At 70.4% G+C, this 13,761-nt stretch carries 12 protein-coding genes and 1 tRNA gene; 9 read left to right on the forward strand and 4 right to left on the reverse strand.

Annotated features, from left to right (window positions below; genetic code table 11):
* Positions 1-59 precede the first annotated feature (59 nt).
* The 3 genes from PCC79_RS15305 to PCC79_RS15315 all read left to right on the forward strand — a co-directional run bounded on the left by PCC79_RS15305 (position 60) and on the right by PCC79_RS15315 (position 1,251).
* Positions 60-554: a VOC family protein gene (locus tag PCC79_RS15305; protein WP_232547214.1), complete on the forward strand. Its 495-nt coding sequence runs from the start codon at positions 60-62 to the stop codon at positions 552-554.
* 80 nt (positions 555-634) lie between these two features.
* On the forward strand, positions 635-862 hold the full coding sequence (locus PCC79_RS15310) for a FitA-like ribbon-helix-helix domain-containing protein (protein WP_232547213.1): 228 nt from the start codon (positions 635-637) through the stop codon (positions 860-862).
* Positions 859-1,251 (forward strand): type II toxin-antitoxin system VapC family toxin, encoded by a 393-nt coding sequence (locus PCC79_RS15315; protein WP_342372339.1) that lies wholly within the window; start codon positions 859-861, stop codon positions 1,249-1,251. Before PCC79_RS15310 ends, PCC79_RS15315 begins: the two co-directional genes overlap by 4 nt.
* Positions 1,252-1,419: 168 nt before the next feature.
* On the opposite strand, the gene PCC79_RS15320 is transcribed toward PCC79_RS15315, so the two are convergent.
* Entirely contained in the window at positions 1,420-3,129 is a 1,710-nt protein-coding gene (locus PCC79_RS15320) for a hypothetical protein (RefSeq protein ID WP_342372340.1), read from the reverse strand.
* 111 nt (positions 3,130-3,240) lie between these two features.
* On the reverse strand, positions 3,241-3,834 hold the full coding sequence (locus PCC79_RS15325) for a TetR/AcrR family transcriptional regulator (RefSeq protein ID WP_342372341.1): 594 nt from the start codon (positions 3,832-3,834) through the stop codon (positions 3,241-3,243).
* A 149-nt stretch (positions 3,835-3,983) separates the two neighbouring features.
* Between PCC79_RS15325 and PCC79_RS15330 the strand changes: the two genes are divergently transcribed.
* Positions 3,984-5,687, forward strand: coding sequence for a 3-ketosteroid-delta-1-dehydrogenase (locus tag PCC79_RS15330; protein WP_342372342.1), 1,704 nt, complete (start codon positions 3,984-3,986; stop codon positions 5,685-5,687).
* 347 nt (positions 5,688-6,034) lie between these two features.
* Positions 6,035-7,573: a hypothetical protein gene (locus PCC79_RS15335; RefSeq protein ID WP_342372343.1), complete on the forward strand. Its 1,539-nt coding sequence runs from the start codon at positions 6,035-6,037 to the stop codon at positions 7,571-7,573.
* 204 nt (positions 7,574-7,777) lie between these two features.
* On the opposite strand, the gene PCC79_RS15340 is transcribed toward PCC79_RS15335, so the two are convergent.
* Positions 7,778-7,850, reverse strand: a tRNA-Arg gene (locus PCC79_RS15340).
* Positions 7,851-8,047: 197 nt separating this feature from the next.
* Here PCC79_RS15340 and PCC79_RS15345 point away from each other — a divergent pair.
* The 4 genes from PCC79_RS15345 (at position 8,048) to PCC79_RS15360 (ending at position 13,246) form a co-directional block, all read left to right on the forward strand.
* Positions 8,048-8,776 (forward strand): class I SAM-dependent methyltransferase, encoded by a 729-nt coding sequence (locus tag PCC79_RS15345; protein ID WP_342372344.1) that lies wholly within the window; start codon positions 8,048-8,050, stop codon positions 8,774-8,776.
* Positions 8,773-9,978, forward strand: a complete 1,206-nt coding sequence (locus PCC79_RS15350; protein ID WP_342372345.1) for an FAD-dependent oxidoreductase — start codon at positions 8,773-8,775, stop codon at positions 9,976-9,978. The genes PCC79_RS15345 and PCC79_RS15350 overlap by 4 nt, the downstream gene beginning before the upstream one ends.
* A gap of 145 nt (positions 9,979-10,123) precedes the next feature.
* The gene (locus PCC79_RS15355) at positions 10,124-11,992 is read left to right on the forward strand and encodes a phosphoenolpyruvate carboxykinase (GTP) (protein WP_342372346.1); all 1,869 of its coding nucleotides are present in this window, start codon (positions 10,124-10,126) and stop codon (positions 11,990-11,992) included.
* Positions 11,993-12,049: 57 nt separating this feature from the next.
* A complete protein-coding gene (locus PCC79_RS15360; RefSeq protein WP_232547204.1) occupies positions 12,050-13,246 on the forward strand; it encodes a hypothetical protein in 1,197 nt (398 codons plus the stop codon).
* 88 nt (positions 13,247-13,334) lie between these two features.
* On the opposite strand, the gene PCC79_RS15365 is transcribed toward PCC79_RS15360, so the two are convergent.
* Positions 13,335-13,592 carry a hypothetical protein gene (locus PCC79_RS15365; RefSeq protein ID WP_232547203.1) on the reverse strand — a complete coding sequence of 86 codons (258 nt, stop codon included), beginning with the start codon at positions 13,590-13,592 and terminating at the stop codon, positions 13,335-13,337.
* Between the last annotated feature and the right edge of the window lie 169 nt (positions 13,593-13,761).

The raw sequence follows: 13,761 nt of genomic DNA on the forward strand, positions 1-13,761 counted from the left end.
GAGTTGCTCGAACACGGGCCGGCGCCACGTCGGGGGAGCCGCACGGAGAAGGAGTCACGGTGACGCGCTACGGAACCGTCCTGTCGTTCCAGGGCAATCTTGAGGAGATCGTCGACCACTACGCCTCGATCCTGCCGGATCTCAGGAGAACGGTGGTCCTCCCGCACAGCGAGGTCACGGGCGGAGAACCCGGGACCGCGCTGCTCGTGGGGTTCACGCTCGGCAGCCAGACCTTCACCGTGATGCAGGGCCTGCCTGATGAGTTGAGCCCCGCCGTCTCGATCGAGGTCCGCACGGACTCCCAGGAGGAATCAGACCGGATCTACGAAGCCCTCCTCGAGGGTGGCTCAGAGATGGCCTGCGGCTGGCTCACCGACCGTTACGGGTTGAGTTGGCAGGTGTCCCCCCAGGAGCTGCTGGACCTGGTGAGCGACCCCGATCCCGCACGGGCACGCGCAGCGAACAGGGCCATGCAGCAGCAGAGGAAGATCGACATCGAGCCGATCCGCGCTGCGGTCGAGGCGGTGTCCGGGCCGTCAACCCCTAGTCCTTGACAGCACCCCCGCGGTGTCCATGATCTGCCGCTCACCGTCCGGCACCGAACGCAGTGCTTGCAGACTGCTAGCATGAAGGCGTGACCATCCTGTACATCCGCGACGTCCCCGAGGCTGTGGCCGCGACACTGAAGGAACGCGCCGCTGCGCAGGGCACGTCGCTGTCCTCCTATGTGGCAGCGGAGCTGGCCAGGATCGCCGCCCGCCCCACCAACGAGGACGTGGCCGCTCGACTTCGCGCCAGGGATCGCGCCGAGGGTCCGAGCAGAGCCGAGATCGTGGCCGCGGTCGAGAACAGCCGCCCGTGATCGTCGTTGACGCCTCGGCCATGGTCGAGGCGCTGGTCGGGCGCGATGCGGACGCGGCGCTGTTCGAGGCTCTCGGCGGAGACCTGTATGCCCCACACCTTCTGGATGTCGAGGTGTTGTCCGTGTTGCGCGGCCTCACCTTGTCTCACAAGCTCAATCCACTGGACGCGGACCGGGCTCGCGAGGACTACTTCGCCCTGACGATTCACCGGTACGAGATCGCCGGGTTGGCTGAGAGGATCTGGCAGCTGCGCCATCAGTTCACCAGCTACGACGCCAGCTACCTGGCCCTGGCCGAAGCGCTCGGGTCGCCACTGCTCACCTGCGACGCGAAACTCGCCACCAGCGGTCACCACGCCGAGATCCGTCTCATCGCGCAGGGCTCGTAGCGCCGAAGCCAAGGCCTGGTCGAGCGGCAACATCGAGACAAGCCCCGCCCAGGCGCAGGTTGTGCACCCACCGGATCCTCTGGTGCCGGGCACTGCTGCGTGAGTGCGCGCTCGGGGGGATTCGACCCCCCACCTGCTGATCCGGCATCGATGCGGCGATCCCGCTGGTCAGCAGCCCACCCCGTTCAGAACGTTGCCCGTGACGGTGGCGCGTGAGTCGAATGACACGTCCTCCTGCGTGGTGCACGCGCCCGGGACGTCGACGGCCGTGACCGAGACGGCGTTGCCCGTGACCGAGCCCCTCGCTGGCCCCCAGCCCAGTCCACCCGCGACGAGCACGGCTCCCTGCCCACCGGACGGGCTTTGGATCGTCAGCCCGCGGATCTCGTTCTGCTCCACCCCAGCGTCACCGGCGTCGAAGAAGTTGGCGTCCGTCGCATAGAGCGTCCCGCCCGCGACCACGACCTCGTGCACCGCTCCGCCCGCACGGTTGCCCCGGATCTCCAACCCCTCGATCGTGTTGGACTTGCTAACCCCCGCCGTCCCCCAGTTCAGCACGGGCGTGGCCAGGATGCCTGTGGTGCAGCCGTGGGCGGTGTTGCCCGTGATGGACGCGTCACGCACCGCGATGCCCTCACCCGGCCCGCCACCCATCTCGGTGAAGGCACCGGCAAGCAGGATGCCGACGTCGCATGTCTCGACGGCGGAGATCTCATTTCCCTCGAGCTCGATCCCGTCCAGGGCGACGCTGTCGGACCTGGTGTTGCCTTGGAGGAGGTGCTCAACTCCGGCGACGAGCACCACGTACCCGTTGCCGGCGATCTGGTTTTCGGCGATGCGCACGTCTCGAACCGTCACGTCGGTCACGTGCCCGTCCATGTTCACCGCTCCCCAGATGTAGACCGCCGGATCGCCAGCGCCTTCGGGCATCGCGATCGTGTTGCCCTCGATCACCAGGCCGTCGAGTGCCCCGCGGGCATTGCCCCCTCGGGACTGGAGGGCTGCGATGGTGAACCCGCCCTGGAATCCCCGGACATCGTTGTCGGTCAGGGAGAGCCCACGAATCGTGGCGGCGCCAGCTCGGTCCGAGGCGGTGAGCAGCGCCGCGTTTCCGCCGACCGCACTGTGGATCTTCCGGGGGAAGGTCTCCCCGAACTCGGGGGGCCCGAAGATGTCGTTGCCCGTGATCGTCACAGCAGAGACGGTGCTCTTCGAGCCATCGACAGCGGTGGCCGTGATGTCGATCCCCCCGCCATTGAGAAACGCGTTGTCGGCCAGCGTGACTCCGGTGAGCTCACCGGCCCCGACGGGCTGGATGCTCACCATCTGCGCGAAGCGCTCGAAGGTGACGCCCTCGACGGACACATCGGAACTCGACACCTTGAGGGCCAGGCCACCAATGGGGCCGTCGACGGGCCCGTTCGCGATGATGACTCCCCCACCGACGATGCGGTCGCCCGTGTTGTTCTCCAGCCGCGGCAGGCGCGTCTCCGCAGGTGCCGGCTCCCACTCGAAGCCCCAGGGGACCGTCTGCTCGGGCACCTCAATCCGCCCACCGTCGACGTCGAATCGGATCTCGTCGCCACTGCCAGCCCCCGGGACCCCGTCGAGCTGGGCTCGTTCGGCCGCGGACAGGGTGCCGTCGCCGAGCGCTCCGGAGGCCAGCTGGAGCGCTTCAGTCAGGGACAACCGCTCATCACCGACCTCGCCCACCGCGTCGGGGTCGTTCACCACCAGCGTGCTCGCTCCCGTCAGCTCGACCGAGGTCGCTGGCGCCGTCGCGGTCGGCACCAGCGTTGGTTCGGCGGGCGGACCCGCCGTCTCGCCGGCACTGCAGGCCGGGACGGCCACGACCAGTCCCAGCAGCACTCCACCCACGCACGCCCGCCTCGCGCGACGCTGGCCCATGGAGATTCCCCTTCCTGGCCGAAGGATTGCTAGCACGCGCTAGTTTACCGTTCGATGTCGTTCACTTCGAGATCCGCCCACTCACCGGACTGGCGCGTTCGGCGTCCCGCTCGCCGCGGACGGGGGGACCAAGAGGGCTCTGCCGATCTGGACGAGCTCCCTGCGCAGCGCGACGTCCTCGACCTGCGCGCAACGAGGGTCAACGGCGGGGCCCATGAGGCCGGAGAGGAACACCGACACGCGGACCAGCGAGGCGTCCGTACCTGCAGACGCGCCAGCGAGGACGTCATGGAGCTGGTGGAAAAGACCGGCAATCTCGGCGTCGTCGCTGATCAGCTGCCCGACGGTCACGTCACCCAGGAGCAGTCCGTAGAGCCGTCGGTGGACGACAGCCTGGTCGGCCAATGCGACCACGGCAGCCTCGGTGCGTCGAACGGTGTCATCGTGACCCTCAACCACGCGGAGAAGCGTCGCGAGCCCGTCCATGGCTGGGTGCAGGACGGCGAATACGATGGCTGCCTTCGTGCGGAAGTGGTGGTAGACGGCCGCCTTCGTCACGCCGAGGCAGTCGGCGATGTTCTGCAGGGAGGTGCCGGCCACCCCTTGAAGGGCGAAAAGTTCTTCAGCGGCCGCGACCACCTGGCCGCGGGCCGCCGGGCCGCCACTTCCTGGCATGAGGACCCCTTCCCTCGTTGTGTCGCTCCGACTAGCCAACCGTGTTGCCCAAACTAGCCGATCGGCTAGTGTGAGAGCACGATCCGGCCGAGGACACGTTGTCAGTGTCAGCGCCCCCCCGGCAAAGCCCAGCCATGAAGGAGCCAGCCATGAACACCGCCACGATCCCCGCCGGCCCCACAGCCGTTGACACAGAGGTGGACCTCCTCGTCATCGGCAGCGGCACTGGCATGGCCGCCGCACTCGCCGCGCACGAGCTCGGCCTGTCCACGCTCGTCGTCGAGAAGACGAGCACGGTGGGCGGATCGACCGCTCGCTCCGGCGGAGCCTTCTGGATCCCTGCCAACCCCGCGCTCGCCGAGGACGGCGCTGCGGACTCCCTCGCCCGCGCCCGGGAGTATCTCGCCGCGGTCGTGGGGGACACCACACCCGAGCAGCGGTGGCTGGCCTTCCTGGAGCACGGACCCGCCGCCGTCGCGATGCTGGGACGCACTACCCCGATGAAGTTCTTCTGGGCCAAGGGATACTCCGACTACCACCCGGAGAACCCGGGCGGAAGTTCACAGGGCCGTACCTGCGAGTGCACACCGCTCGACGTGACAGAAGCCTTGGGCGAGGAGCGCGGTCGGTTGCGCCCAGGGCCTCTGGCTGCGCCCATTCCCATGCCGGTCACGGGCGCGGACTACAAGTGGCTCAACCTCATGGCCAAGGCGCCGGCCAAGGCCCTGCCAAGGATCGTCAAGCGCGCCCTCCAGGGCGTCGGCGGCCTGGTGATCCACCGCGAGTACGCCGCGGGGGGGCAAGCACTCGCGGCCGGACTGTTCTCCGGGCTGATCCGAGCAGGCATCCCGGTGTGGACCAACACCTCCGTGGTGGATCTCATCGTCGAGGATGCCCGGGTGACAGGTGCCGTGCTGGATCAGCGGGGCACGACGGTGAGCGTCCGGGCCCGTCGGGGCGTCGTCCTCGCGGCCGGTGGCTTCGACCATGACCTGCAGATGCGGCAGGCCCACCAGTCGCCCTCCCTCACCCACGACGTCAGCCTCGGCGCCGAGGGCAACACAGGCGACGCCATCAAGCTGGCGCAACGGTACGGCGCCGACATCGACCTGATGGACCAGTCGTGGTGGTTCCCGGCCGTCGCACCCATGGGAGAGGATGCGCCGCAGGTGCTGCTGGCCGAGCGGTCACTGCCCGGCTCGTTCATGGTCGACCAACACGGACGCCGCTTCATCAACGAGGCCGACGACTACATGACCTTCGGGCAGGGCGTCCTGGCCCGCGAGCAGGCCGGCGACCCCGTCGAGCAGATGTGGCTCGTGTTCGACCAGGCCTACCGCAACAGCTACGTCATGGCGGGCGTCCTGTTCCCCCGCATGCCCATCCCCCAGGCGTGGTACGACGCGGGCATCTCCGCCAAGGGCTCGGACGCCGCCACCCTCGCGAGGGCCGCCGGGCTGCCCGAGGGCACCTTCGTGGAGGCCTTGCAGCGCTTCAACACGCTCGCCGCCAACGGCAACGACGAGGACTACCATCGCGGGGAGAGCGCCTACGATCGGTACTACGGCGACCCCACCGTCACCCCCAACCCGAACCTGCGACCCCTGCGCGGCATGCTCTATGCGGTCAAGGTGGTGCTCAGCGACCTCGGTACCTGCGGGGGTGTTCGGGCGGACGAGCGGGGCCGGGCCCTCCGCGCCGACGGGTCTCCGGTCGAGGGCCTGTACGCCATCGGGAACACTGCAGCCAACGCGTTCGGGGCCTGCTACCCCGGTACAGGAGCCACGATCGGCCAGGGGCTGGTCTACGGCTACATCGCCGCCCGGGACGCCGCGGGCCATCCCGCCGACTAATCTGCCCGGGCGACCCAGCGGGGCCAGCGGATCTCTTCGGGGGAAGGTGACCTTGACGGCGGCTACCAGACCACACGGTTGTGGCGGCGGGGGGCCGTGAGGCAACGCAACACCGGGCGTGTGCGGCCCCGGCCCCCTACCCAGCCTCCTGCCGCCCGCAGGCGTGGGCCGCCGCGTCCGCTGCGGTGCTCGTCCGCGCGCTCGGCTGAACGGGGGTCCCGGCCAGGGACAGCTTGCCCGGCTCGTCGACGCGACGCCGGACCACATGGTGAACACGCACGTGCTCTCGTGGGCCCACCCGGCGCACGCTGATGCCAACCACAACGGTGCGGCCGAAGGAGTCCCCCATGATTGCCCTGCACACCGTGATCGCCATCCTCGCGATCATCGTCCTCATCATCAGGGTCAAGGTCGACCCGATCATCGCGCTCGTCCTTGGCTGTCTCTACCTCGGGCTGGCATCGGGCACCGGCTTCGTCGCGACCGTCGAGGCGATCACGACCGGCTTCGGCGACATCATGACGAAGATCGGCCTGCTCATCGGCTTCGGCGTCCTGATGGGGGCCCTCCTTCATCGCATGGGGGCGTTCACGGTCATGGTCGAGGCGCTCGTCCGGGTCGTGCCCGCGAACAGGCTGCCCTACGCGTTGGCTCTCGCGCTGACAACCATCGCGCCGTCCATCTACGTCGATGTCCAGGTCGTGCTCGCCGCTCCGGTCGCCCGCTCGTCGGCGAGGTACATCGAGAAGAACGGCCTCGCGTGGCTGGCCGGTGCACTCGGAACGGGCATTTTCGTCGGGTACGTGTTCGTCATCCCGGGGCTGGCAGCCATCTCGACGGCGGGCTTGCTGTCGGTGCCGCTGGGGCTCTACATGCTCTACGGCGTCGTGATCGGGGTGATCACCTTCCTTGTCACCGTCTGGATCTTCCGCCGGATGCTGACCATCGGCTGGTGGAACGCGGCCAAGGACGAGGAGCACTCCGAGGCCCTCGAGGAGGTCGAGGCCGCGGACGCCCTGCCCCGCGGCGCGAGGCGTCCCTCGCTGTTGCTCTCACTGCTGCCCATCATCGTGCCCCTGCTGCTGATCGCCTTCGGCGCCTTCGCTGAGCTCGCCGGCTTCACCAACGACATCATCGCCTTCTTCGGGAACGCCAACGTGGCCCTGTTCCTCGGCCTGGTCGGTGCCTACGTCATGGCCCGTCGCTACGTCGGTACCGAGCAAACGGCGGACGCCTTCGGTGACGGCCTCAAGACCACCGGCGACATCCTGCTGGTGACCGGTGTCGGCGGCTCGCTCGGCGCGGTCATCAAGGCCACCGGCCTTGCTGACCTGCTCGGCGGACTCTTCGCGGTGGACTCCGGCGCCCCGGTCATCGTGTCGATCCTCCTGGCGTGGTTCATCGCGGCCCTGTTGCACCTGGCCATCGGAGGTGTCGGTCGGTGCCATCACCGCCGCCGGCATCATCGCGCCGATCGCCGGCCAACTGGACGTCGCCCCCGTCATCCTCGCCCTGGCCATCGCCTCCGGTGCCATGTTCGCCCTCCAGGTGAACTCGAACTTCTTCTGGATGTTCAAGTCCCTGCTCGGGCTCACCACCCAAGGCGCACTGAAGACGATGACCACGGTGACGTCCATCGCCTCGGTCGTGTCGCTACCGCTCGTGATGGTGGCGGCACTGATCGCCGGCTAGGCACCGGTCACGGACGCCGCCCCGACCCGGACCGTGCGCCCAGACGTACGGCGTCATGGGCCAGCCGGGCGGGCGATTCGTGCTCGGGGCCCAACAGGGCATCACCTGGCGCAGTGAACCAGGACGTGGCGCACCCAAACGCGACCTGGCGCGGTGGAGCCCACCCGGCGGCCCGTACAAGGCCCTCCACGTGAGCTCCGCTGCGCCAGGTGAGGTTGAGGTGCGCCACGTGATGCCGCCGTGCGCCACGTGGGGGCCGCCCGCGGGTTCGAGCCGAGTCCGGGTGGCCCGACGGCCACTGGGCCCCTGAGCCGGAGGCCCTCGACCCCTGGTGGACCGCGACGCAGAAGAACAAGAGCCCCGCACCACTTGGTGCGGGGCCCTTGATCCATCAGCGGCGCGCTCGGAGGGATTCGAACCCCCAACCTGCTGATCCGTAGTCAGCTGCTCTATCCGTTAAGCTACGAGCGCTCGGTCGTGAACCGGAGAACCACTCTACCCTCCCGGCCGCACCGCGTCCAAAACGCGACTCAGGGGCGTCCGAACCGCACATCGCTCGCGGCCCAGCCTGAACGGCCCTCTCCGACCCACCAGGCTGCGCCGGACGCGGCGTCCGGCTAGGTTGGACACCCGGCCACCGCGGCGTCCCCCAACCCCTCGGGAGAACGATGAGCGAGCACGTCACCCGTGCCTTCGACGCCGGCGCACGCCGGTATGACCTGCTGACCTCACTCAACCCCGGGTACCACGCCCATCTGCGCCGGGCCGCGACGGCGCTGGCCGAGGCCGTGCCGCACGCGCGCACCATCGTCGATCTGGGGTGCGGCTCGGGCGCCTCGACGCGCGCGCTGCTGGACGCCTTCGGCGCGGGTGTCCGCATCATCGGTGTGGACGCCTCCCCCGGCATGCTCGCCGAGGCGCGCGCCAAACAGTGGCCCGCGAGCGTCACCTTCCAGCAGGGCCGCGCGGGCGCGTTGGGCGATGTGCTCGACGGGCCGGTCGACGGCGTCCTGGCCTGCTACCTGTTCCGCAACGTGCCCGCCGACGCGCGCGACGCCGCGCTCCGCGACACTCACGACCACCTCGCCCCCGGCGGCGCCCTCGTGGCGCAGGACTACGCCCTCGACGGCTCGCCCGCGCCCCGCGCGGTGTGGACGACGGTCGCCCTCGGGGTCGTCCGTCCCCTCGCCACCGTCACCGGCGGCAACCGCGCCCTCTACTCCCACCTGCACCGCAGCGTGATCGACTTCGATGCCCCCGCCGCCTTCGCCGACCGCCTCGTCGCCGCCGGCTTCGACGACGTCGCCCGCTCCACCGTCACCGGCTGGCAACACCAGATCCTCCACCTGTTCCGGGCGCGACGCCCGGCGCAGCCCGTCGAAGGGAGCCTCCCATGACCGATGTCCTCATCGTCGGCGCCGGCCTCGCCGGTCTGCGCGCGGCGAGCGTGCTCCGTGCGGCCGATCTCGAGGTCCGCGTGCTGGAGGGGTCGTGCCGCGCCGGTGGTCGCATCGCAACCGACTCGGTCGACGGCTTCCTGCTCGATCGCGGTTTTGCCCTGGTGAACCCCGCCTACCCCGAGCTGCGCTCCGCGATCGACGTGGACGCCCTGGCGCTGCAGCGCTTCGGCCGCGGCGTGGCGGTCGCGACCGACGCGGGTCAGACCGTCCTCGCGGACCCACTCCGGCACCGCTCTCGCGTCGGTGAGACCCTCGGCTCGGGCATCGTGACCCCCCGCGACGCCGTGGCGCTCGCTCGCTGGTTCGCCTCTCGCGGCCGCGACCGCGACCTGCGCGGCTCCCTGGACGCCGCGGGCGTCACCGGCCAGCTCCGCGCGGTGCTCGACGGGTTCCTGTCCGGCGTGCTCGCCGACACCGCCGGCGTCACCTCCGCCGCGTTCGCGCGCACCCTGGTCGGCTTCTTCCTACGTGGGACGCCCGGTGTGCCGCGGGCGGGCATGGGGCACCTGGCGGAGTTGCTGGCCGAGGACGTCGCAGTCGAGATCGGCCGCCGCGTCACCGCGGTCGAGCCCGGGGAGCGCCCGGCCGTGGTGGTGGACGGCGAGCGGCTGGGGGCGTCCGCCGTCATCGTGGCGACCGACCCCACCACCGCCGGCGAACTCACCGGCGCGCCCGTGCGCCCCATGCGTGGCCTCACCACGTGGTGGTTCGCCCCGGACGCCGCGCCCGTCGACCACCCGTTCATCGTCGTCGACGGCATCCGGGGTCGCGGCCCCGTCGTCAACACCTGCGTGATGACCAACGCCGCCCCCGGGCACGCCCCCGCCGGGCGCCACCTCGTGCAGGCCTCGACGGTGCTGGACGACCTCGCCCCCAGCGAGGCGGACGTCCGCGCGCACGTGGGCCTCCTCTACGGCACGGACGCCGCCGCCTGGCCCCTGCTGCGCCGCGACGTCCTGCCGCATGCCCTGCCCGACCTGCGCGCCGGGTGGCAGCCCGGCACCGCGGAGGTGACGCCCGGCGTCCACCTCGCCGGCGACCACATCGGGGGTGCCTCGATCAACGGGGCCTTGGCGAGCGGACGCCGCACCGCGGAGACCCTGCTGGCCGCGCGCGCCGGCCACCGCCACGGCCGTTGAGGCGACCCCGGCACACATCGTGAGATGAACGCGTCCAGGGGGTGATCGACTCGCTCGAAGCGTTTGCGGTGCGCCGTACCGGACGGGGCATGATGGGGTCCTGAGCCGGCGACGGTGCCGGCGCAGTGGAGCGAAGGAGCACCCCGTGTCCGTGGAGACCACCACCGCCCCCCCTGCGATCGCGCCCGCCGACCTGGTCGCCTGGGTCGAGGAGATCGCGGAGCTGACCCAACCCGACGAGATCGTCTGGTGTGACGGCTCAGTCGAGGAGCGCGACCGGCTCTACGACGCGATGGTCGCCAGTGGCATGGCGATTCGGCTCAACCCCGAGCTGCGTCCGGACTCCTATCTCTTCCGCTCCGACCCCTCCGACGTCGCGCGCGTCGAGTCGCGTACGTTCATCTGCTCCGAACGCGAGAGCGACGCCGGCCCGACCAACAACTGGGCCGAGCCGGCCGCGATGAAGCAGACGCTGCGCGGGCTGTTCGCCGGCTGCATGCGGGGCCGGACGATGTATGTCATCCCGTTCTCGATGGGCCCCCTGGGCGGCACCATCAGCCGCCTGGGCGTGGAGCTCTCCGACAGCCCGTACGTCGTGGTCAACATGCGCATCATGACGCGGATGGGCACCGAGGCGCTCGCCGCCATCGCCGAGGGCGGCGACTGGGTGCCGGCGATCCACTCGGTGGGGTACCCGCTGGTGGACGCCGACGGCGCGGCCCGCCCGGACGTGGCCTGGCCGTGCAACGCCGAGAAGTACATCACGCACTTCCCCGAGACCCGCGAGATCTGGTCGTTCGGCTCCGGTTACGGCGGCAACGCCCTGCTCGGCAAGAAGTGCTACGCGCTGCGCATCGCATCCGTGCTGGCCCGCGACGAGGGCTGGCTGGCCGAGCACATGCTGATCCTCAAGATCACCGGGCCGGACGGTCGCGTCTACCACCTCACCGCGGCCTTCCCGTCGGCGTGCGGCAAGACCAACCTGGCGATGCTGCGCCCGACGATCCCGGGCTGGACGGTCGAGACCGTCGGCGACGACATCGCCTGGATGCGCCCGGGCCCCGACGGCCGGCTCTACGCCATCAACCCCGAAGCGGGCTTCTTCGGCGTCGCACCGGGCACCTCGCTGAAGACGAACCCGACGGCCCTGGAGGCCCTCGACCACGACACGATCTTCACCAACGTGGCCCTGACCGACGACGGCGACATCTGGTGGGAGGGCATGACGGACGAGCCCCCCGCCCACCTCGTCGACTGGCTGGGCAACGACTGGACGCCCGAGGACGAGCGACTCGCCGCCCACCCGAACAGCCGCTTCACCGTGCGCGCCGACCAGGCGGCGTCCATCAGCGACAACTGGGACGACCCGGCCGGCGTGCCGATCGACGTCATCCTCTTCGGCGGACGCCGCGCCACCAACATTCCGCTCGTCACAGAGACCTACGGCTGGGAGCACGGCGTCTTCGTGGGCGCCACGGTGAGCTCGGAGCAGACCGCTGCGGCGGAGGGCTCGGTGGGGGCCCTGCGCCGCGACCCGTTCGCGATGTTGCCCTTCTGCGGCTACAACATGGCCGACTACTGGGCGCACTGGCTCGATCTGGGCAACAGCCTGGGCGAGGGGGCACCCAAGGTGTTCCAGGTCAACTGGTTCCGCAAGGACGCCGACGGGTCGTTCCTGTGGCCGGGCTTCGGCGACAACGCCCGCGCGATCGAGTGGGCCCTGCGCCGCGTCAACGGCGAGGTCGAGGCCGTCGACCGCTTCAACGGCCGCCTCCCCCGCCCCGAAGACCTCAACACCGAGGGCCTGGACCTGCCCGAGGAGCGCCTGACCGCACTGTTCGACGTCGACCACGCCGCGTGGAGCGAGGAGTGCGACCTCACCGAGGCCTACTTCGAGCAGTTCGGGGAGAAGCTGCCCCAGGCGTTGATGGACGAGCTGCATCACATCCGCGTCCGCATCGCGGAGGAGCTCGGCGAGGAGCCGCCGACCTTCCCCGAGGCGTCCGCTCACTGACGGCCACACCGGCGGCGCGGGGCGTCCGCCCGGCCGCGGGTGTGCTTCCATGGGGGCGTGGACGAGGCGAGAGAGGTCGAGCGGTGGTTCCGCCGCCGGGGCTTCACCGCGCTGCTCGACGGCACGGCGATGCACCGCAGCCCCGCCACGCTGGCCCGCGTGCTCACCGTGTTGCTCGCCGTCACACTGCTCGTGCTCATGCCGCTGGAAGCACCCCACCCCTGGATCGCCCTGGGGGTGGGAGTTGCCTTGCTGCTGGGCGCCTGGGTCGGCCTGAACCTGGCGCGGCGTCGGCGTCCGCTCGCTCCGCCACGGGTGGTCGGTGTGCCGGAGCGGGTGGTGTTCGTGCTGCTGCCCGCCCTCGCCTACGCGCTCACCCCGCGCGGCGGGGACGCCGACGCCGGGATTCCCCTGTCCGCTGCCTGGTTGGTGACGCTGCTGGCCTCGGCGCAGGTGGTGGTGCAGCTCGTGGTGCTGGCCGTCGCGCCCCTGATCGTGCGCAGCGGCATCCTTGCGGTGTTCCCGTGGCTCGGGCGGCAGGTGGCCCTGGCCTTCCTCTCGGCCGGGGTGGCCCTGGGCCGGACGCTGCCGCTCCTGCTCGGCGTGGTCGGCCTGTTCTACTTCACCGGGGAGATCTGGCAGTCGGTCGGACGCCTCGCGAGCTGGGCCTACCTCGGGGTGCTGCTGCTGTTCGGCGTGCTGTCGTGGATGTTCATCCACAGCCGCCAGCACCTCGACCTGACCGCGCTCGCCACCTTCGACGACGCCGACGAGATCGACCGGCTCCTGGCGGCCACCCCCCTGGCACCGCGGGCGGGTGAGATCGTCGCCCCCGTGCGGACGCCGCTGGGGGACCGCCACGAGCACGACCTACGGCTCGTGGTGACGTCCTCGCGCGTGACCGTGGTGACGGTGATCAGCGCGGCGGTGTTCGCGTTCTTCATGCTGCTGGGCTGGCTGGCGATCAACGCCGAGACGGTGCGCGCCTGGATCGGCGCCGACCCGGCCGTGCTCTTCTCGTTCGAGACCAGCCGCCACCGCTACGACCTCACGTGGGAGCACCTGCGCGTTGCCGGCTTCTTGGGCGTGTTCGCCGGCTTCTACTACGCGGTGGTGTCCCGGACCGACGCGGCCCTGCGCGACAGCATGGTGGACACGGCGGAGGACACGGTCCGCGAAGCATGCGCCGCCCGGCTCGTCGCGCTCACTCGTTACCCGCGCGTCCCCGACGCCCACGCCGATCCGGCGGCCTGAGCCGCGACGCAGAAGTGGGGCGGACCCGACGGTCCGCCCCACTCCTCCCCCCCTGCTCGGCCGCGGATTGGGGCGCGGCCGAGGTCTGTTACGAGGAGGCCTTCTCCTGCTCGTCGGCGTCGCGGGAGGCCTGCTTGCCCGCCGTGCGCAGCGCATCGGTGACCGTGCGGACGTTGCTCGTCAGCCGCCCGTTCCAGTCGTTGCGGAACCGCTGCGCGTCGTTGCCGACCCACTTCACAGAGTTGAGCTGCTTGGTGATCGCCTTGGCGGCGTTGTCGATCTCGTCCGCCTTGCTGAGCATCAGCTTCGACAGCGCACGAACGCCAGCAATGTCCATTCCGACCATGCCCGACATGGTGTCTCCCTTCGTCTGTCGGCCCCCACCGGAGCCTCTGGTTCTGTGTCTCGATCGCGACCCGGTGTCGCTTCGATGACTTCAACCTAGGGGCGGGTCGACGGGGGCGCCATGGGGAGGACTCCCCACCGGCCAGATCTGTGGACAACTCTTCTTGAGG

It is taken from the genome of Propioniciclava soli (assembly GCF_038502305.1).
GTDB classification, from domain to species: Bacteria; Actinomycetota; Actinomycetes; order Propionibacteriales; family Propionibacteriaceae; genus Propioniciclava; species Propioniciclava soli.